This is a genomic window from Anoxybacillus ayderensis, from assembly GCF_013761015.1.
GTDB lineage: Bacteria > Bacillota > Bacilli > Bacillales > Anoxybacillaceae > Anoxybacillus > Anoxybacillus ayderensis.
This window is the reverse complement of sequence record NZ_JACDUV010000006.1, coordinates 64,848-84,919: the sequence shown is the minus strand read 5'-3', so window position 1 is coordinate 84,919 and position 20,072 is coordinate 64,848. Positions and strand designations below refer to the sequence as shown.

General features: G+C 41.9%; 25 protein-coding genes. 8 read left to right on the top strand and 17 right to left on the bottom strand.

Features of this window, described 5'->3' with window-relative positions; translation table 11 throughout:
- Positions 1-21: 21 nt before the first annotated feature.
- From lepA to gpr, 4 genes are all read right to left on the bottom strand, one after another.
- Positions 22-1,848 carry a translation elongation factor 4 gene (gene lepA / locus HNR63_RS09765; protein ID WP_085788217.1) on the bottom strand — a complete coding sequence of 609 codons (1,827 nt, stop codon included), beginning with the start codon at positions 1,846-1,848 and terminating at the stop codon, positions 22-24.
- Positions 1,849-1,943: 95 nt separating this feature from the next.
- Complete coding sequence (locus HNR63_RS09760) at positions 1,944-2,249, bottom strand: YqxA family protein (protein ID WP_181520582.1); 306 nt, start codon at positions 2,247-2,249, stop codon at positions 1,944-1,946.
- Between the two features lie 9 nt (positions 2,250-2,258).
- Entirely contained in the window at positions 2,259-3,428 is a 1,170-nt protein-coding gene (spoIIP, locus tag HNR63_RS09755; RefSeq protein WP_425485172.1) for a stage II sporulation protein P, read from the bottom strand.
- 64 nt (positions 3,429-3,492) lie between these two features.
- Complete coding sequence (gene gpr / locus HNR63_RS09750; RefSeq protein WP_085788214.1) at positions 3,493-4,596, bottom strand: GPR endopeptidase; 1,104 nt, start codon at positions 4,594-4,596, stop codon at positions 3,493-3,495.
- Between the two features lie 192 nt (positions 4,597-4,788).
- On the opposite strand from gpr, the gene rpsT reads away from it, so the two are divergent.
- Positions 4,789-5,055 carry a 30S ribosomal protein S20 gene (gene rpsT / locus HNR63_RS09745; RefSeq protein WP_181520581.1) on the top strand — a complete coding sequence of 89 codons (267 nt, stop codon included), beginning with the start codon at positions 4,789-4,791 and terminating at the stop codon, positions 5,053-5,055.
- A 59-nt stretch (positions 5,056-5,114) separates the two neighbouring features.
- Positions 5,115-5,798: a Crp/Fnr family transcriptional regulator gene (locus HNR63_RS09740; RefSeq protein WP_181520580.1), complete on the top strand. Its 684-nt coding sequence runs from the start codon at positions 5,115-5,117 to the stop codon at positions 5,796-5,798.
- A 9-nt stretch (positions 5,799-5,807) separates the two neighbouring features.
- On the opposite strand, the gene holA is transcribed toward HNR63_RS09740, so the two are convergent.
- On the bottom strand, positions 5,808-6,788 hold the full coding sequence (gene holA / locus HNR63_RS09735; RefSeq protein WP_425485171.1) for a DNA polymerase III subunit delta: 981 nt from the start codon (positions 6,786-6,788) through the stop codon (positions 5,808-5,810).
- Positions 6,789-7,027: 239 nt separating this feature from the next.
- Between holA and HNR63_RS09730 the strand changes: the two genes are divergently transcribed.
- Positions 7,028-7,162, top strand: coding sequence for a YqzM family protein (locus tag HNR63_RS09730; protein WP_003393868.1), 135 nt, complete (start codon positions 7,028-7,030; stop codon positions 7,160-7,162).
- Between the two features lie 48 nt (positions 7,163-7,210).
- On the opposite strand, the gene HNR63_RS09725 is transcribed toward HNR63_RS09730, so the two are convergent.
- The 3 genes from HNR63_RS09725 to HNR63_RS09715 all read right to left on the bottom strand — a co-directional run bounded on the left by HNR63_RS09725 (position 7,211) and on the right by HNR63_RS09715 (position 10,562).
- Positions 7,211-9,385, bottom strand: coding sequence for a DNA internalization-related competence protein ComEC/Rec2 (locus HNR63_RS09725; protein ID WP_343047710.1), 2,175 nt, complete (start codon positions 9,383-9,385; stop codon positions 7,211-7,213).
- Positions 9,386-9,457: 72 nt separating this feature from the next.
- Positions 9,458-9,925, bottom strand: coding sequence for a ComE operon protein 2 (locus HNR63_RS09720; protein WP_181520577.1), 468 nt, complete (start codon positions 9,923-9,925; stop codon positions 9,458-9,460).
- A 46-nt stretch (positions 9,926-9,971) separates the two neighbouring features.
- Positions 9,972-10,562 carry a helix-hairpin-helix domain-containing protein gene (locus tag HNR63_RS09715; RefSeq protein WP_085788210.1) on the bottom strand — a complete coding sequence of 197 codons (591 nt, stop codon included), beginning with the start codon at positions 10,560-10,562 and terminating at the stop codon, positions 9,972-9,974.
- Positions 10,563-10,639: 77 nt separating this feature from the next.
- On the opposite strand from HNR63_RS09715, the gene comER reads away from it, so the two are divergent.
- Positions 10,640-11,470 carry a late competence protein ComER gene (gene comER, locus HNR63_RS09710; RefSeq protein WP_181520576.1) on the top strand — a complete coding sequence of 277 codons (831 nt, stop codon included), beginning with the start codon at positions 10,640-10,642 and terminating at the stop codon, positions 11,468-11,470.
- Between the two features lie 52 nt (positions 11,471-11,522).
- Here the strand turns inward: comER and HNR63_RS09705 are convergent, their stop codons facing one another.
- The 8 genes from HNR63_RS09705 to HNR63_RS09670 are packed head-to-tail and all read right to left on the bottom strand — an operon-like array spanning position 11,523 to position 16,510.
- Positions 11,523-12,263 carry a class I SAM-dependent DNA methyltransferase gene (locus HNR63_RS09705; protein WP_181520575.1) on the bottom strand — a complete coding sequence of 247 codons (741 nt, stop codon included), beginning with the start codon at positions 12,261-12,263 and terminating at the stop codon, positions 11,523-11,525.
- Positions 12,260-12,616 carry a ribosome silencing factor gene (gene rsfS / locus HNR63_RS09700; protein ID WP_021095133.1) on the bottom strand — a complete coding sequence of 119 codons (357 nt, stop codon included), beginning with the start codon at positions 12,614-12,616 and terminating at the stop codon, positions 12,260-12,262. The genes HNR63_RS09705 and rsfS overlap by 4 nt, the downstream gene beginning before the upstream one ends.
- Positions 12,613-13,188, bottom strand: a complete 576-nt coding sequence (gene yqeK / locus HNR63_RS09695; RefSeq protein WP_181520574.1) for a bis(5'-nucleosyl)-tetraphosphatase (symmetrical) YqeK — start codon at positions 13,186-13,188, stop codon at positions 12,613-12,615. Before yqeK ends, rsfS begins: the two co-directional genes overlap by 4 nt.
- Positions 13,178-13,744: a nicotinate-nucleotide adenylyltransferase gene (locus tag HNR63_RS09690; RefSeq protein ID WP_021095135.1), complete on the bottom strand. Its 567-nt coding sequence runs from the start codon at positions 13,742-13,744 to the stop codon at positions 13,178-13,180. The genes yqeK and HNR63_RS09690 overlap by 11 nt, the downstream gene beginning before the upstream one ends.
- A 10-nt stretch (positions 13,745-13,754) precedes the next feature.
- Positions 13,755-14,048 carry a ribosome assembly RNA-binding protein YhbY gene (yhbY, locus tag HNR63_RS09685; RefSeq protein ID WP_021095136.1) on the bottom strand — a complete coding sequence of 98 codons (294 nt, stop codon included), beginning with the start codon at positions 14,046-14,048 and terminating at the stop codon, positions 13,755-13,757.
- On the bottom strand, positions 14,042-14,869 hold the full coding sequence (aroE, locus tag HNR63_RS09680; RefSeq protein ID WP_181520573.1) for a shikimate dehydrogenase: 828 nt from the start codon (positions 14,867-14,869) through the stop codon (positions 14,042-14,044). The genes yhbY and aroE overlap by 7 nt, the downstream gene beginning before the upstream one ends.
- A gap of 19 nt (positions 14,870-14,888) precedes the next feature.
- Positions 14,889-15,992, bottom strand: a complete 1,104-nt coding sequence (gene yqeH / locus HNR63_RS09675; RefSeq protein ID WP_181520572.1) for a ribosome biogenesis GTPase YqeH — start codon at positions 15,990-15,992, stop codon at positions 14,889-14,891.
- A 5-nt stretch (positions 15,993-15,997) separates the two neighbouring features.
- Positions 15,998-16,510 (bottom strand): YqeG family HAD IIIA-type phosphatase, encoded by a 513-nt coding sequence (locus HNR63_RS09670; RefSeq protein WP_043965468.1) that lies wholly within the window; start codon positions 16,508-16,510, stop codon positions 15,998-16,000.
- A 279-nt stretch (positions 16,511-16,789) separates the two neighbouring features.
- Between HNR63_RS09670 and sda the strand changes: the two genes are divergently transcribed.
- On the top strand, positions 16,790-16,930 hold the full coding sequence (gene sda / locus HNR63_RS09665) for a sporulation histidine kinase inhibitor Sda (protein WP_021095140.1): 141 nt from the start codon (positions 16,790-16,792) through the stop codon (positions 16,928-16,930).
- Positions 16,931-16,941: 11 nt separating this feature from the next.
- Here sda and HNR63_RS09660 read toward each other — a convergent pair whose 3' ends face one another.
- Entirely contained in the window at positions 16,942-17,739 is a 798-nt protein-coding gene (locus tag HNR63_RS09660; RefSeq protein WP_042534230.1) for a phosphatidylserine decarboxylase, read from the bottom strand.
- 124 nt (positions 17,740-17,863) lie between these two features.
- Here HNR63_RS09660 and pssA point away from each other — a divergent pair, with 124 nt between their 5' ends.
- The 3 genes from pssA to motB all read left to right on the top strand — a co-directional run bounded on the left by pssA (position 17,864) and on the right by motB (position 20,063).
- The gene (pssA, locus tag HNR63_RS09655; protein ID WP_009374081.1) at positions 17,864-18,403 is read left to right on the top strand and encodes a CDP-diacylglycerol--serine O-phosphatidyltransferase; all 540 of its coding nucleotides are present in this window, start codon (positions 17,864-17,866) and stop codon (positions 18,401-18,403) included.
- A gap of 120 nt (positions 18,404-18,523) precedes the next feature.
- Positions 18,524-19,324: a flagellar motor stator protein MotA gene (gene motA, locus HNR63_RS09650; protein WP_181520571.1), complete on the top strand. Its 801-nt coding sequence runs from the start codon at positions 18,524-18,526 to the stop codon at positions 19,322-19,324.
- Entirely contained in the window at positions 19,308-20,063 is a 756-nt protein-coding gene (gene motB, locus HNR63_RS09645) for a flagellar motor protein MotB (protein WP_181520570.1), read from the top strand. Before motA ends, motB begins: the two co-directional genes overlap by 17 nt.
- The last annotated feature ends 9 nt before the right edge of the window (positions 20,064-20,072 follow it).

Here is a 20,072-nt window from a genome sequence, read left to right as displayed (position 1 = left end):
ACCGCAGAAACATTCTGCGGTTTATTTTTGATCGTCCATCTTTAACACAGCCATGAACGCTTCTTGTGGCACTTCAACGGAGCCGACTTGTTTCATGCGCTTTTTCCCTTCTTTTTGCTTCTCAAGCAACTTTCGCTTACGGGAAATGTCTCCACCGTAACATTTCGCTAATACGTTTTTGCGCAACGCTTTAATTGTTGAACGCGCAATAATTTTATTGCCGATAGCAGCTTGCACAGGTACTTCGAATTGTTGACGCGGAATTAAATCTTTTAACTTTTCAACGATGACTTTTCCGCGATCGTATGCTGAGTCGCGATGGACGATAAACGATAAAGCGTCGACTTTTTCACCGTTTAATAAAATGTCCATTTTTACAAGTTTAGACGGCTTATAGCCAATCAACTCGTAGTCAAACGATGCGTATCCTTTCGTGCTCGATTTTAAAATGTCAAAGAAATCGTACACAATTTCAGCAAGCGGCAATTCATATGTGAGCGTCACACGTCGCTCGTCTAAATATTGCATATCGCCAAAAATGCCTCGTTTCTTTTGGCATAGTTCCATGACAGGACCGACGAAATCGTTCGGTACCATAATCGTTGCTCGCACGTACGGCTCTTCGACGCGATCAATTTTTTGTGGATCTGGCATGTTTGACGGGTTATCGACCGCTAACTCTGTTCCGTCCGTTAAATATACTTTATAGATAACGCTTGGCGCTGTCGCAATAATATCAATGTTAAACTCGCGCTCTAATCGCTCTTGAATAATTTCCATATGCAAAAGCCCTAAAAAGCCGCATCGGAAACCGAAACCGAGCGCTTGGGACGTTTCTGGTTCAAACTGCAACGCTGCATCGTTTAACTGAAGCTTTTCTAACGCCTCACGCAAATCGTTGTAGCGCGCTGTATCGATTGGATACAAACCGCAAAATACCATCGGATTTAAACGACGATACCCTGGAAGCGGTTCGCTTGCTGGATTGTCCGCATGCGTAATCGTATCCCCGACGCGTGTATCGCTTACGTTTTTAATCGATGCCGTTAAGTAGCCGACATCCCCAACGGTCAATTCGTCAACGACTTTCGCTTTCGGTGTGAATACCCCGACTTCAACGACTTCAAATTCTTTTCCTGTCGCCATCATTTTAATTTTTTGACCTGCTTTCACCGTTCCTTCTACGACGCGGATGTATGCGACAACACCGCGATACGGGTCATAAAGCGAGTCGAAAATAAGCGCTTTAAGCGGGGCATCTGGATCTCCAGACGGGGCAGGAATTTTTTGAACGATTTGCTCTAAAATTTCATCAATTCCAATGCCGACCTTCGCTGATGCTAATACAGCTTCTGATGCGTCAAGACCGATCACATCTTCAATTTCTTGGCGAACACGCTCAGGGTCCGCACTTGGTAAGTCAATTTTATTAATGACCGGCAAAATTTCCAAATTGTTATCAATCGCTAAATATACGTTAGCAAGCGTTTGTGCTTCGATGCCTTGCGCCGCGTCAACGACTAAAATCGCCCCTTCACACGCCGCTAAACTACGCGACACTTCGTACGTAAAGTCGACGTGACCAGGTGTATCAATTAAATGTAAAATGTAATCTTCTCCATCTTTCGCTTTGTAATGAAGCTGGACTGCATTTAATTTAATCGTAATGCCGCGCTCGCGCTCTAACTCCATCGAATCGAGCGCTTGTTCTTTCATTTCGCGTTCAGATAGCGCACCCGTCTTTTCAAGAATGCGGTCGGCAAGCGTAGATTTGCCGTGGTCGATATGTGCAATAATGGAAAAGTTGCGAATGCGATCCCTTCTTTTTAGTCTCTCTTCACGATTCATCTATGTTCCACTCCTATAATTTCCGAAATACGCTAGCTTTGATTATAGCAACAACGTTTGCAATATTCAACGCAAAATGAAGAAAAGGCGGATCGTTATCCTGCCTTTTGCATAAACGAAAGCATATGTTCAACGAGCGAATGAACGAATGTCGCAAGTTTTTGTCCTGCCTTTGAAAACATGTTAAATGCCTCAATTTGTTGTAATTTTTCTTTTTTTTCTTCAATCGATTGCCCGAGCACGATCGTTTCTTCTTTTGATACGTGTATGACCCGCTCAAGCGACGGATCGTTATACCCTTTCATTTTCCGCATTCCTTCGTTCGCTTGCTGCATGCCGAGCAATACACCTACTAAAAAAATGACGGCGATGAGTAAACTTTGAATCGTAAATTTCACCATCTTACTCACCTACTTTTTTTCTGCCGGTTGAGTCGCATTTACTTTTTCTGCTTGCCAATAATATTCGCTAAATACATCTGCCACAGCTGATGCCGTTCGATACAATTCTTGAAACGTATTATCGACTCCGCCAAACTCGATTAAAATCGCGTTCTCCGATAAATCTTGATTAAACTTTCCATTTGTTCCGACCCCTTTTTTCTCAAATGTTCCGCGGCTTAACCCAGGATATTTTTTTTCAAGCAGTTCGTGCAATTTCGTCACAAGCTGTAAGTTTTTTTCATACTTTGCGTTCTCCCCACCGATAATAAACGACACTCTCGCATAGTCAACGCCGTTAATCGTCACGGTCGTATCATTGCGACGCCGGGAATCACGGTGAATGTCAATGAGATATTGAACGTCTCGATTGTTTGCCATCGCTTCGACAACTGTTTTACGCGACATATCATACGCTTGATAATATTGCATATTATTTTTTAACAACTTCCCGATAAAATCGGTCGTATCAACAACAACACCGATGCCGCGCTTCTCCAATTCTTCCCCTAATTTTTTTCCGACTTTCGTTACATTCACCGTCGGATGATGCGCAAAGTTTGGATTCGTCACCCCTTTTAACGCTGGCAAGTACGATTCTTGTGTATGTGTATGATAAATGTAGACAACTTTCTTTCCTCCTGTCGTTTGGGAAGGAGCAGGAGCAGGAGGTGTTTCTTCCTCTTGAAGCTGCTCTTGTGCCGCTTCTCGCTCAGCAAGCAACACTTCTAAAGGAGGGGGCGACTCGTACGGAATGTTCGTAAAGTTCGTTCCTTCACCAGCTAAAATAATTTCGCTATCATACAGTGAAAAGCCGGGCAACTCCCGTCCTAACAAACTGCGCGGATCATGAAAATTCACGCTTGTTGTCATTTGAAAAAAATATGTAGAATACGGCAGTTGCTGTTTTTCTTTTGGTAGCATTTCACGAAAATACACATTTTCAAATGAAAGTACATATACAAGCGACTCCGTCGAAAAACGATTCGTCATTTCATGAACAGAAGAAGAGGAAAGGCGATATGTTGACGTCGCTGTCATTGTCGCGACAACTGTTATCGTACTAATAAACGTAAACAAAATGAATATAATCCACTTTTTTATGCTTGTTCCGTGAACGGTCACCATCATTTTCTTCACTTCACCCTTTCAAAGCTTGTCTACTCTATCAATATGACAACGCTTTGAAAGATAGAACGAAAAACTAATGCGTATATGCCCCAACGTTTTCTTGATCAATGCGGTGATGTAGGGCAGCATTCAACCCGCCTGCTAATATGTTTGCCATTTCCTCAATAAATACATCGACCTCTTTTGGCGTAACCATTAAATTATGGCCGATCGGGGCGAGCACTTCGTAAATTAACTTCCGTTTTTCTTCTTCATCAAGCATGCCGACCATCCCTAAAAAAGTAGAACGATCCGATTCGCTCGGTAAATCTTCTTCCGTCAACTTTTTTTTCTTCCCGAATACGAGACTCGCCGGGGCAAGAGCACGGGCAGGTTGATTGCCTTCTTTCATCTCGCGACCGAGATGTTTTAACAATAAGTCAATCGTGTCGCTTGCAATTGACACAGCATCAACAACCGTCGGCACACCAATCGCAATGACAGGAATACCTAACGTTTGTTTACTAAGTTCTTTTCGTTTATTTCCCACTCCTGATCCCGGGTGAATGCCTGTATCAGAAATTTGAATGGTAGCATTTACTCGTTCAATCGAACGCGCAGCTAACGCATCAATGGCAATAATAAAATCCGGTTGAATTTTTTCAACAATGCCGGCAATGACGTCGCTCGTTTCAATGCCTGTCATCCCCATGACCCCTGGAGCGAGCGCACTGACCGACCGAAATCCGTCTTGAACACTTTCTGGTTGCAGTTGAAATAAATGGCGCGTCACGACTAAATTCGATACAGCTAACGGACCGAGCGCATCAGGGGTTACTTCCGCATTCCCTAATCCGACAACAAGACAACTTGCTTCTTTCGAAATGCCAAGCTGCTGTAAAAAGGCATGAAAATGTTTGGCGAATAGCTTCTCCACTTTTTGCTGCAAATCGGTATCTTGTGTTCGAATGCCTTGCGCCTCTATCGTCAAATATTTTCCAGCTTTCTTCCCTAACGTTTTTGCACCTTCCTCTGTCACTTCGACAAACGAAAAATGAATGCCATCTTCTTCCCAATCGCGAATGAATACCCCTTCCAGCGACGTTTGTTTTTCGTTTTGCAATCGTTCTTCAATGGCTATTTCGTGCGCTTCAATGGCTAAATCCGTTCGTACGCTATACGGTCGTAAATCAATCATACGGTCTCCTCCATGTATTTTTTATCATTTGTTTTATCCATTTTCCTCCTTTTTCATACAATCGCACTTTTCCGGCTTTGCCCTATTGCATAATTAAGAGCAGTTTGGTAGAATATCACTTGTTCTTATTGTTCATCGAACTGTCGCGTATTGAACGTATATATTTGCGATCGGTTAACGGAGGTGAAAAAAATGGCAAACATTAAATCTGCAATTAAACGTGCAAAAACAAGCGAAAAGCGCCGCGCTCATAACGCAGCTATGAAATCAGCAATGCGCACAGCAATCAAAAAGTTTGAAGCGCTTGTTGAGTTAAAAGACGTGGAAAAAGCAAAAGAAGCTTTCGCACTTGCAACGAAAAAAATTGACAAAGCAGCTAGTAAAGGCTTAATCCACAAAAATGCTGCAAATCGCTATAAATCACGTTTAGCGAAAAAATTAAACAGCATTACAGCATAATGAAAAAACAGCTTGTCATACGCGGCAAGCTGTTTTTTTCATTTCGGGAGGGGAGATATATGTTTCATTGGGTAAAACAACAGTTAAAAACGATTTCGCTATTTTCCCAACTATCTGATGAAGAACTAGAGGCGATCGTACATATCGCAACCGTTCGAACGTATAAGCCGAAAATGCTTGCGTTTCTGCAAGGCGAACCGCTTGAGCGCGTCTTTTTTATCGCTCGTGGGACAGTAAAAATTTACAAAACAGATGTAAGCGGAAAAGAACAAATTGTATCTATTTTACAAGAGGGAGATATGTTTCCACACACCGGCTTTTTTCGGCGTGGCACGTATCCTGCACATGCGGAAATGATGGACGAAACAACACTTATTGTCATTCCGATTGAGCAATTTGAACAAACACTCATTTGTTATCCACAGCTATGTATCAAGCTTTTTCGCATCATGGGCGAAAAAATTATTGAATTGCAAACACGATTAGAAGAACTTGCTTTTCACAATACAGCTGAGCAATTGGCACGGCTTTTCATTCGATTAGCAACAACAAACGGCGTATATATGAACGGTCGTTATCGCCTAAAAACATTGCTCACAACGCGAGAATTAGCCAATATGATTGGCGCCGCGCGCGAAACGGTCAGCCGTGTACTAAGCCAACTCAAACAGCAAGGGATCATTACGACAGATGATGATGGCTACTATATGATCGATGTCGATGCGTTACAACAAAAGCGGTAGATAAAATCTCTACCGCTGCAACTTTAAGAAAAACAACTGCAATATCAACTGTTTATCCATTGCGCTACTTTTTAGCGCATAGTCGGTTTCTGCTAAATCGTATAAAATGCTCATGAGCTGTTGTTCTGAAAATCCGCTCGCATAACTTGCCGCTACTTTCACACGAAACGGATGAACACCTAACATCGAGGCGATTTGTTGTTGACCGTACCCTGTTTTCATCAGTTCCTTCACTTCATAAATAAGCCGAAATTGACTTGCTAATAGAGCAACAAGCTTAATTGGTTCTTCATTTTGGCGCAACAAATCTTGAAGCGTTTGCAACGCAGCTGGGACGTCTCGCTTTGCCATTTGTTCAACGAGGGTAAATACGTTTTGTTCCAGCGTGCGCGACACAAGTAACCGAACATCACTTGCTGTAATGGAGCGCTGCTCAGCAAAAAGCATAAGCTTTTCAATTTCATTCGCTAATGTCGCTAAATCTGTGCCGGCTAATGTAAGTAACACATCGATCGCATCATCGTCGATTTGACATTGTCCTTTTACCCATTGCTTTAATTCTTTTTCGTTGAGCGGTTTGGCGACGATCACGTGCGCTTTTTTTAATAACGCTTTCGTCACTTTTTTCCGTTCATCCAACTTTTCATACATTCCAACGAAGATGACGCTAGAAAACGGAGCGGGCTTTTCAATATAAGCTTCTAACCGTTTTATATCGTGTTCCACTTTTTCTTTCCCTTTTTCCGCCGTTAAAAAATACGGTTGCTTCACAATCACGATTTTGCGCTCACCGAAAAACGGAAGCGTTTCCGCATCTTCAAGCGCCACTTCAATTGGTGTTTCTTCACAATCGTATGTACTAACATTCCATTCACGTTCTTCATCTGACAACGCCCGGCGAACAATTTGTTCATACGCTTGCTTCATTAAAAAATGCTCCGTGCCATATATGACATATAGTTGTTCCATGTTCTCTTCCCCATTCTTCATCCATTTTCTTTAAAGAACATACAACGTTTCGGAGCATTTTACAAGGGAGTTAGCAGATGAAAATCGCCAACTCCCATTTATTTAAACGTTGGAAAACAAGCCCTAGGAACTCATTTGTCCAACGGGTATCCTTATCTTTTCCGATCTCGCACGAACTATTTGTGACAACTGTTGTCAACGATGTAGATTTTCTCTCTTTTTTCCCTTATACTAATGGTGAGAAAATAGGAGGGATGGTCATGAACGAATTTGAAAAAAACGTTCAATGTACGCGCAACGATGCCGTTGACTCGGCTGTTGGCTTCATCGTATCATTCGGCTTTTTTGCCACTATGTTCATTATTGCTACACTTGTTAAATTTTTCGGCGCATAATGAACACCCGAAAGAGATTGCACGTTGCAGTCTCTTTTTTCTTTCATTTTATGGGGAAAACGTTTGAATGGTGCTTATCCGTTTCGAAAAACGAATGACGATCGCACCATGTTCATCCGTACGAAACGTACGAACGTGATAGTCACGCAAACGGTCGATCACTTCACGATGCGGATGACCGTATCGATTGCGACGTCCGACTGAAATAAGCGCCACTTTCGGACGAATATGTCGTAAAAATGGCTCAGATGTCGATGTGTTACTTCCGTGATGCCCGACTTTTAATATGTCAACGGGCAATGAGCGGTACATCGTTATGAGTTGTTGTTCTCCTTTTTCTTCTAAATCACCTGTAAATAGCCAGTATGCTCCTCCCATAAACGCATACAGCACAATCGAACCGTCATTCGTCGTCTCTTCATTTCCAAATGGAGAAAGAATGTGAAATTGCGCCTTCCCAACCGTCCAACGATCGCCGCTTTTCACCATTTGAACATGCGTCCCTTTATTGATCGCATGTGCCATGACCGTTTGCAGCAAATCATTTTTGTGCATACCGACAAACAATTTTCGCACACGGACAGCATTTAATACATCGCTTGCATCCCCAATATGATCGAAATCACCATGTGTCACAATGAGCGCATCAAGTGCCCGAACCCCCTTTGCTTTCAAAAATGGAACGATGACATCTTCTCCGACACGAAACGATTGCTTCCTTTTTCTCCACGGCTCATCGCCAAATGACATCGTTCCGCCCGTATCAATCATATAAATGGCTTTTCGATACGGCAATTCGATATATATACTATCTCCTTGTCCAACATCTAACATGACGACTTCACCACTCGGACGAAAAAACGGCCAAACGAAATGGACGATGATCACAAAAAGAAACGAAAAACGAAAGATGATTTGTTTATACTCAAACGAAAGAAAAAAGAGAGCAATCGAGATGATATAAGCGATCAATAGCCATGTTGGCGGACGACCGAGGGTGAGCAAAAACGGATCTGCTAATGAAGTGACAAGTTTGTTTGTATGTTCAATTACAAACGTCAATACATATGTGATGATCGGGCTAACAAACGGCACAAAAACGTGAATGAACCATGCGAGAAATGAGAGCGGCAAAATGACAAAAGAATAAAGCGGAACAAAAATGATGTTTAATGGAATCGATAAAATGGAAACTTCATAAAAATGGTAAAGCAAAATCGGCAATGCCCCTATTTGTGCAATAAACGACGTCATAAACAACTGACGAATCATTGAACGTTCGTTTTGAATAAACGAAGAACAAATGATTAACGCGAAACAAACGAGAAAAGATAATTGAAAACCGAGATGAAATATCATATATGGATCTTTTAGTAGTAAAAGAAGACAAGCGACGCTTAATGCATCAAGCGTACGAAGACGAGAGGAAAAGAGAAGAAAACAACTTGTCATCACTGCTGCGCGCATCACTGACGGAGCCGCCCCTGATAAAATGACGTATAAAGGAATAAAACATAATAAAATCACGGTTGCTCGTTCTCGTGTGATTCCGAAACGAATGAATAAATAAAAACAACCACCAGCAAGCAATGTCATATGCAAACCTGAAATCGCTAGCAAATGGATAAGCCCTAACTTTTGATAGCTCGCAAGAACGGTTGGCTCTATATCGCTTCGTTCACCATAAATTAGCGCCTGCATAAACGCGCCTACGTCATGAGGAAAATGGCTTTGAATGTAGCGAATGCCTTGTTGACGAATGATTTGTAATCGTTCCACCCATGTCACATGTGTGCGCATGCACCGTTCAAGCGAAGTAGGGCGAACGATCCAATGGATACGATGATAAAATAAATATTGGCGATAATTGAACGCATACGGATTCGTCGGTAAAGATGGACGTTCAAGCGCTCCTTTCACCAAACAGGCTGTACTGATTTGAAGCGCATCCCATTCTTGTTTTTCTTCTTCTGTACGAAGGCGATAAATAAGCTGTAAACGTTCTTGTTTCCATTGTACAACCGTTTTTATTCGATCCCCATCGATATAAATCGGAGCAACAAATCGCACGAAAAACGCTGTTTCATGTCCTAAAAGTGTCGTCACGTTATGACGATCGATCCAATGGCTCCATAACGAAAAAAACAAATAACCGCTAGCACAAACGAAAAAGAACGCCCGCTTCCGCCAAAACAAAAACAAATGATACGCAACCGAGAGCACAAAGCAAACAACCGATTTTGTCAATATAGACAGGACGGCCAAAACGGCCGCCATCGCTACATAAACGATACATCATCTCCCCTTCGCATGTAGAAATGTCGGAATAGATTCCACATCAAACGGGACGTGCTTGACCGTTACTCCTGCTTGTTCAAACAATTGCAAAGCAAACGGATGATTTTTATAGTCATTCGCATAATAAACAGCTTTCATCCCGCTTTGAATAATCGCTTTACAACATTGTAAACAAGGAAAATGGGTGACGTATATTTCCGCCCCTTCTGTTGGCACACCAAACTTTGCGCATTGTAAAATGGCGTTCATTTCCGCATGAATCGTACGCACACAATGGTTATCGATGACATAACATCCTTCGTCTATACAATGCGCCCCGCCTGCGATTGAGCCGTTATATCCCCCTGCAATGATACGTTTATCGCGCACGATCGTTGCGCCGACCGCCAGCCTTGTGCACGTGCTACGTAACGCTAATAAATGGCTTTGCACCATAAAATATTGATCCCATGTAATTCGGTTCATATCGCTTCTCCCCCTTGTCCATTATGCCTTTAGTTTATCGCCAATTTTAACGCACAACAATTTGTTCTTTTATTTTTTCAAGCGATTTTTGCCCAATTCCGCTTACATTCAACAAATCTTCCGCTTTTTGAAACGGTCCGTGCTCTTCGCGATATGCAATAATGGCAGCGGCTTTCGCAGGCCCGATGCCTTGTAACGTTTGCAGTTGCTCTGCTGTGGCTGTATTAATGTTTACTTTTCCGTTTGATCCGTCTGTCGTCGTATGCGTGTCCGCTAATTCGCTTATTTCTTCGCCTTTTTTCGGCACGTAAATGACCATTTCATCACGCACTTTCATCGCCAAATTCACTTTCGTTTCATCCGCTTCTTCTGTTAATCCTCCTGCTATTTCAATCACATCTCGAATACGGCTTGTCGATGCGACTTCATATACTCCAGCTCGCTTGACCGCTCCTTTCACATCGACGAAAACAGACGTTTGCTCTTCTTGTTTCTCCGCCTGTTCTACTTGTTGTTCATTTTGTTCTAACGGCAACGGTTGTATCGTCGTTTCTTCTCGTTGCGTCACCCAAATGATCGCTCCAACGACAAGTGCCCCAATATATATCCAACGCTCATACGTTTTTATCCACTTCATACGTTCACCCTTTCATAAAACGTGTCATCGTCGCATACATATGACATATAGTGGTGACGGATAAGGGGGGAGTACCGTTGAATATAGGGTTTATCGGAACAGGAAACATGGGAACGATTTTAATTGAATCGTTTATTAACAGCAATGCTGTAAAGCAAGAACAACTATTTATTACGAATCGGACGCTTGAAAAAGCGTACAGTATACAACAACGTTACCCAAACGTTCATGTCATACAAACGAACGAAGAAATAGCAAAACATGCAACGATTATTTTCATTTGCACAAAGCCGTTACATATGCCTGCTGTTTTAAAGCAACTACGTCCACATTTAACAGATGATCATTGCATCGTATCGATTACGAGCCCCGTCTCTGTTCAACAGCTCGAATCGCTCGTGCCATGCCACGTCATTCGCGTCATTCCGAGCATCACAAACCGCGCACTCGCAGGGAGCTCTTTAATTACCGTCAGCGAACGTTGCGCAGATGCATATCGGACAACAGTTGAACAGCTGTTTCGTTCCATTTCTCGTCCAATATACATAGACGAGCCTATTACGCGCATCGCTTCTGATTTAACGAGCTGCGGACCGGCCTTTTTTAGCTACTTAATTCAAAAATTTATCGATGCAGCTGTGCAACAAACGTCCATTACAAAAGAACAAGCAACGATGTTAGCGACAGAAATGATGATCGGGCTAGGTGCCTTGCTTGCACAACAATTGTATACGTTGCCGACATTGCAAGAGAAAGTGTGCGTCAAAGGTGGCATTACAGGGGCTGGCATTGACGTGTTAGAAAAAGAAGTCGGGGACTTGTTCGTTCACATTTTTCAAAAAACACATGAAAAATTTGACGAAGAAAAAGAAAAGGTGCGCCAACAAATCGATTATATTCGCGATTAATAAAAAAAATCCTGCTAAATAAAACGTCCCAAAAGCAAACACTTTTGGGACGTTATTTTTGCGCAATGAAAAAAATGCGCTCGCTTTCATTTGTCGGCTGTTGTTCTGTAAAATCCGCCCATATGTGCAACAAGCGAAAACCAGCTTGCTTTAGCCATGTGGCATATCGATCTACATCGTACGTGCGTTGCACATGCATTTCATCAACTCGCTCATATACCCCTTCGTCTAATCGGACAAAAAACGTCAATTCATGTTCGACGCTATGCGGCCACGAGCCCGGATAACAGTTCCATATATAGCTCACTTCGTCATCATTGCTCGCAAACGTCCCATGTTGTAAAAAGACGTTTTCCATTTTAAATAAAGAATGAACGTCAAATAAAAACAATCCACCTGACTTCAATTGATCATATACGCGCGAAAACGTAGCGACCACATCTTCTTCCTGCAATAAATAATTGAGTGAATCGCAAAAAATGACGATCGTATCAAACGGCTCAAACGGACCAAAATCGCGCATATCTTGCTGAAAAAATGAAAGATCGACTCCGCGTTCTTGCGCTTTCATTTGCGCAATCGCCAACATTTGTTCCGATACATCAATACCTGTCACGTCAAATCCTTTTTCAGCTAAACGAAGGGCAAGCTCTCCTGTGCCGCATCCGAGATCAAGCATTCGCTTTCCTGTCTGGTAAGATGACACCGCTCGTTCGACGAGCGCACACCATTGATCATACGGGGCATCGCTCATTAATTGATCATACCAACTCGCAAACCGTTCGTACGTCATGCCCGAAGATCACTCTCAATTTGTTCAAGCGGCGCATCGCCCCATAACCGTTCGAGATTGTAATATTCCCGGTCTTCTTTATGAAACACATGGACGACGACATCTCCTAAATCAACTAAAATCCAACGCGCTTCGTCAAATCCTTCCACACGTTTGACTACAACATCATGTTCTTCCGCTTTTTCTTTAATTTCACGCGCAATCGCCTGCACTTGTTTATCTGAATTGCCGTGGCAAATCATAAAATAATCGGCAACGAGCGAAATGCCTTTCATATTTAATGCTACAATGTTTTCTGCCTTTTTCTCATCTGCTGCTTTGACTGCGATGCGTAAAATATCTCGTTCTGTCACGATGAAACCCCCTTTAATTTTTTTGCTATATCATTATACGTATGAAACGTATCTGGGTAAATGGGCTCGCATTTGTCCATCAAAAATTGAATCGTATTTTGAAGCGCACGGAAAAGCGCTTGATCTAAATGTTCTCGCGCTAGCGCTCGCACTTCATCAACGCCTGGAAACGAACGATTCGGCTCAATATAATCAGCGATATACACAATTTTTTCAAGCAACGTCATATTCGGTCGCCCGGATGTATGATAACGAATTGCCTGCAAAATTTCTTCATCTTGAATGCCGACTTCCGTTTGTACTAAATATGCCCCAACAGGCGCATGCCATAATTCCGGACTATATGCTAACAAGTCTTGTGGCATTTGTTGTTCTACAATGATGCGCTTCATTTCTTCTTTTGTACGGAATTTCGCGTAGTCGTGAAAAATGGCAGCTAATTCCGCCTTTTGAACATCAGCTCCGTATAATTTCGCTAGCTCAATAGCTGTTTCCATCACACCTACCGTATGAACGTACCGCTGTTCTTTTAATTGCTTGCGCACGATAGCTAACGCTTCTTCACGTTTCATACAACCGATTCTCCTTTATATATAATTGAACCGCTTCTGGCAACAAATACGTCACACTTTTTCCGGTTTGAATGCGTTCGCGAATGAGCGAAGAAGAAACCGCAAACGTCGGCACGTCCACTTCTATAATGGGATACGGTGTACAAAGGGAATAACCCGGACGTTTCACGCCGACAAATTGAATGAGCTGAACGAGTTCGTCAATGCGATACCAATGCGGCAAATATTCGACCATATCTCCGCCAATAATGAAGTAAAATGCCGTATGCGGATATCTTTTTTTTAACAAAACGATCGTGTCGTACGTATACGATCGCTCTTTCCGTTCTAATTCAATCGTTTCAACGCGAAAGTGTGGTTGATTGGCAATTGCCATACGCAACATATTGACACGATGCACATGATCGGTCACCTGTTTATCTTTATGCGGCGGAATGTAGTTTGGCATAAACCATATTTCATCGAGCTTTAATTCCGTTCGTACATCATCTGCAATTAATAAATGCCCATAATGAGGCGGATCAAACGTCCCACCTAAAATGCCTACTTTTTTCACTGCATCGCTCCTATTTTGGTAACACAATTTGCTTTCGTTCACGAGACTCTTTGTATAACACAATCGTATGACCGATCAGTTGAACGACTTCCGCCCCTGCTCCGCTCGCTAGCTGCTCGGCAATCACTTCTTTTTCTTCCTCGCAGTTTTTTAATACACTCACTTTAATGAGTTCTCTCGCTTCGAGGGCATCAACAATTTGTTTAATCATATTGTCGTTCACACCGCCCTTTCCGACTTGAAAAATTGGCGTTAAATGGTGGGCTAAAGAACGTAAAAATCGCTTTTGTTTTCCTGTTAACATGTTTTTCCTCCTAACTGTTGCATTACAACTTGTTCCATTCGTTTTGTATTCGGAAAGATCCCTGTCCATTTTTCAAACGCTAGTGCACCTTGGTAGACGAACATGCCGACGCCGTTTTGCACGCGCGCTCCCTTCTCTTTTGCTTCTTGCAGCCATTTTGTCATCAGCGGATTATAAATAATATCGCTGACGATCGTCCCTTTTTTTAACGTTTGAAGAGAAATAGGCATCGCATCGACATGTGGATACATGCCGACAGACGTTGTATTAATAATAATATCATACTCCCCTAAACGTTCCTCTGCTTCCTCAAGCGAGTAAACAGAAGATGTTTGTTTTGCAATAAACGTCTCCGCCTTTCCTGCGGTACGATTACATACATCCACAGCAGACACACGATGTTTCAAAAGAGTAAAATAAATGCCGCGCGCCGCCCCGCCTGCACCAACAAGCAAAATGCGCGCACCCGATAAGTCGATGTTCATTTGCTCACATAACGCTCGGACAAACCCTTCACCATCTGTATTATAACCAATCCATTTCCCATTTTCATTGACGACTGTATTGACTGCACCCATTTGTTTTGCCGTTTCATCAAGTTCATCCATATACGCCATCACCGCTGTTTTATGTGGAATCGTCACATTAAACCCTGCACATTGTAACGCTTTTAACCCTTGCACTGCCTCTTTTAACAGGTGAGGTTCAACATGAAACGCATGATAATGCGCATCGATACGTAACGATTGAAACGCATCGTTATGCATAAGCGGTGATAAGGAATGATGAACAGGACAACCAATTAGGCCGAATAATTTCACGTTCCTCTCCCCCTCTTTGTTAAATGAGCGATCGACGCAACATGACACCGACACCTTTTGGCGCATACGCAACGACATGAGCGCCAGGTTCATGACATGTCACCCAACCGAGCCCTGAAAAAACAATATCTGTTTTCGGTTCTTTTAATGTGAAATGATGGGCAACAAGCGGTGGCAATTGCTCGCAATAGCTTTTGCGCGGCGGCTGCAACAATTCCCCAAGATGTTTCTCATACAACTCATCCGCATGGTCGCGCTTCGTTCGATGAATAAACAATTCATTTGACATATAACATACAAATGGACGTCTTCCACCGCTTACATAATCTAACCGAGCTAGCCCTCCGAAAAATAACGTTTGTTGTTCATTTAATTGATACACTTTCGGTTTAATTTCTTTCTTTGGCGTAATGACTTTTAAATCTTTTTTATCGACGAAATGCGCCATTTGATGATGATTAATAATTCCCGGCGTATCATAAAGAGCCGAGCCGTCATCAAGCGGTATTTCAATCATATCAAGCGTCGTTCCCGGGAAATACGATGTCGTAATGACATTGCCTTTTCCTGTCGCTTCTTTAATGATGCGATTAATAAACGTTGATTTCCCAACGTTCGTGCAACCGACGACATACACGTCTTTTCCGTTGCGGTATTCATCAATCGCTGCCATCACTTCTTTTATTCCATATCCTTTATTGGCGCTCACTAAAAAGACGTCACGCGGCTGCAAACCGAGCTCGCGAGCGGATTGTTTCATCCATCGCGTTACTTTTTCGTATTTTACTGATTTCGGCAATAAATCAATTTTGTTGCCGACAAGAAGTACATCTTTTTTTCCAACAAAGCGATGCAATCCCGGCAGCCAGCTACCGTTAAAATCAAAAATATCGACGATTTTCACGACTAATCCGTCCGCTTGTCCGATGCCGTGCAAAATGTTTAAAAAGTCGTCATCCGTTAACGACACGTCTTGCACTTCGTTGTAATGTTTTAACCGAAAACAGCGCTGACAAATAATTGGATCTTTCTCTAGCGCTGAAGGAGGCGCATATCCGATTTTCGTTTCATCTTCCGTTTGAATCGTTACTCCACATCCAATACAAATCATTTGTTCACTCATTTTCATCACTCCCAATGAATCATACCTTTTTTTCGCATTATATTTAAAATTTTTCGTTCAATGTTTCGGTTCATTCGAGTAAAAAAACCGTCTGTTTGTGCAACAGGAACGACTAAAATCGTATGTAGCCCAAGCCGGTTGCCACCAAATACATCGGTGAGAAGTTGATCGCCAATGACGACGACTTCTTCTTTTTTCAATTTCATGTCGCGCAACGCTTGTTGAAACGCTCGCGTCAACGGCTTGCGCGCTTCAAAAATAAACGGAATGCCAAGCGGCTTAGCGAACGCTTCCACTCGCTTTTTATTGTTATTGGATACGACGGTGACTTGAATGCCGCTTTGTTTCATTTGTTCAAACCACCGAACAACGTCAGGCGTCGCAAGCGGACGATCCCATTCAATTAACGTGTTATCTAAATCTGTAATAATTCCTTTTATTCCTTTTTGTTTTAAATGTTCTGGGGTAATTTCAAAAATACTTTTCGCATGTTCGTTCGGCAAAAAATATTTTAACATACGTCCTCATTCCTTCTCTCTTTTTTACATAAATAAACAAATTGTAAAATTTTTCGACAAAATCCGACGTTTTTCACATCGTGTGGATAACTTTATACACATGATCCACATTCATTTTTCAACGTTTCTTCATCGTTATAAACAACAAATCCACAACTTATCCACCAACACATGTGGATAATTAGAACAATTGTTCTTATGTTTGATTTATGGTAAAGTGAAGATAAACCTACCATTATATGTATACATCTTTCCATGTATACCGAGGAGGCGAAAAAAATGAAATGTTTGCCTGACGACTTGTTAATTGAGTCATACTACAAAGCGAAAGAATTACAATTAAGTAAAGAATTTATTCAACTCATTGAACGTGAAATTTTCCGTCGCCATTTGGACCATAAAATTAAACAGTCTTCATAACGAGCCCTTAGTTACTGGCTCTTTTTCTTTTGCGCAAAAAAGCCGAGACGTTGCCCCATTTTTACTTCAAGTGGCGGAATAATTTGTTCATCTAGCGTAAATGCGCCTTTTTCAAACAATAACACAACGGTTGAACCGAACGAAAAATATCCGATTTCCTCCCCCTTGTTCACATAGTCGTGTTCATGTGTTAATTCAATGCTGTTGACAAACATCGCTCCGACTTTCACAATGGCTGTATGCATGCCATTTGTACACAGTTCAGTAATTCTTCTGTAATTTTTAGAAAGTGGATCTTTGCCATACTTTAATCCGAGGCGGTTGACAGGGTATGACTTGCCGCCGAGCGTCCATTGCTTCACAACTTCCCCACATATTGGGCTATGAATGCGATGATAATGGCTTGGACTTAAATACAAAATAATAAACGTTCCATGCAAATACTTTTCAGCTATGTGGTCATCACCGAGCATTTCACGAATGGAATACGTTTTTCCTTTGACGATTATTTCTTTCTTGTCCGTAATGATGCCAACATCTTCGATCACCGCATCGACAGGACTTACGACACTATCTGGATGTTCATCGATCGGACGAAGCCCTTCTTTTAAGGAGCGAACGAACAATTGTTGAAGCGTTTCATATTCGTGCAACTTTTTTTCCATTTCTTCTTCATTGACTTTATATACTTTCGCATAAGATGGAATAACTAAGCGACTCCATTTTGAGCGCGTAAACGAAGCGAGCCACTTCGATGTCAAAGGATGATTTGTTAATTCAATAAATAGGCGATATAGCCATTTAACCAACGATTTTCCCTCCTAAAGTAAAGAATATCCTTTACTAGTTTGCTTATTATCAATAAAATATTAGTAACCGAGTGATATTTTTGGCAAGTGGGTCGGCACGATTTTAATAAAGGAGTGAACGTGTATGTTTTTATCTGATTATATTGATCATACCATCAAAAAACTTAAAGCGCATACGGCAAACGTATTGACGTTGACAAATTTAAGCTTAGGTGGCTTTGCCATTTTATTTGCGGTGAAAGGCCAGCTAAACGTATCTGTATTGTTTATTTTTTTAGCGGCACTTGCCGATCGTTTTGACGGAACAGTCGCTCGGAAAATGAACATTGAATCTGACTTAGGGAAGCAATTGGACTCAATGAGTGATATTATATCATTTGGAGTAGCGCCTGCACTATTACTTTATCAAGGATTATTGCACGAATTTGGCGCACCCGGCTCATTTTTTACGATTTTTTATATCGGTTGCGGCGCTTTTCGCCTAGCACGATTTAACATTACGGAAAGCAACGGATATTTTACCGGTTTGCCGATCACAGCAGCAGGTTGTTTGTTGACGCTTAGTTATTTAACGATTCACTATTTTCCACCTTACGTCTTTATTTTTATTATTTTTACGCTTTCGCTTTTAATGGTCGGTTCATTCCGATTAAAGAAAATGTAACCCTTGAAGTTTCCCACTTCGAGGGTTTTTTTCGTACAAATTTCCCTTTTCAAACATTCGGATAAGTTATATGATAAACTTGGATTTATTTTTCATTCTACAACAACTAGAGGTGATAACATGGACCGTACGTCCTTAATCGGTCTCATTCTTGGCATTATCGCTGTCGGTGTCGGAATGGTGTTTAAAGGGGTAAGCCCGGCCGTGCTCATTAACCCCGCTGCGATTTTAATCATTTTATTAGGGACAGCGGCCGCCGTCACGATCGCCTTTCCAACAAAAGAAATTGCAAAAGTCCCAAAGTTATTCGGGGTCATTTTTAAAGAGTCAAAAACGCCAAAAATTGAGGAACTCATTCCGCTGTTCGTTGAGTGGGCAAACATCGCTCGCCGCGAGGGGTTGTTAGCATTAGAAGCAAAAGTAGCTGAAATCGATGACCCATTTTTACGTAACGGATTAAGTTTAGCGATTGACGGACAATCACAAGAATTTATTCGCGATGTCATGACTGAAGAAATTGAAGCGATGGAAGAACGCCATTTAGCGAATGCAACGATTTTTACGCAAGCAGGAACGTATGCTCCAACGCTTGGGGTACTTGGTGCCGTCGTCGGATTGATCGCTGCCCTTCAAGATATGTCCGATATCGAACGTCTTGGTCACGCAATTAGTGCAGCGTTCGTTGCGACGCTCATGGGAATTTTTACAGGATACGTGCTTTGGCATCCATTTGCGAACAAGCTAAAACGCAAATCGAAAGAAGAAATTAAAGTGCGGCAAGTGATGGTTGAAGGCGTGCTTTCGATCATTGAAGGACAAGCGCCGCGGGCGATTGAACAAAAATTAGCTTCTTATTTACCGATGAGCGAACGTCAAAAACTTTTAGGACAAGGAGCTCAAAATAATGGCGAAAAAGCATAAAAAACATCATCATGAGGAACATGTCGATGAAAGCTGGTTAATTCCGTACGCCGACTTATTAACGTTGTTGCTTGCGTTATTTATCGTTTTATTCGCAAGTAGTCAAATTGACTCAAAAAAATTTATGGAAATTGCACGTGCGTTTAATAGCGTATTCACAGGTGGCACAGGGGCGCTACAATATTTAAGTCCGGTTGAACGAGAAGAAATGGACTCGATTATTAAAGATTCGCCAAATCAAAAACCGTATGTCAAAATTTCAAAAGAAGAATACGAGGAATTAAAAAAGATTCAAAGTAAATTTAACGAATACGTCAAAACGAATCAACTAAGTGGAGAATTGTCTGTCGCGATGACAGAAGAAGGATTGCTTGTGACGATTGCAAACGATGTGTTGTTCGACTCAGGGAGCGCTGATATTAAACCACAATATCGCGATGTCGCAAAAAAAATATCGAACTTGCTTGTCATGAATCCGCCGCGCAATATCGTCATTAGCGGACATACCGACAACATGCCGATCAACAATGCGAAATTTGCTTCGAACTGGGAATTAAGCGTTATGCGCGCCGTCAACTTTATGAAACTATTGCTTGAAAATACAAGGTTAGACCCGCAGTTATTTAGCGCAAAAGGGTATGGAGAGTTTAAACCGATCGCCTCAAATGCGACACCTGAAGGACGCGCGAAAAACCGACGGGTAGAAATTTTAATTATGCCGCAAGAACCAGCCCAATAAAAGCGAGGG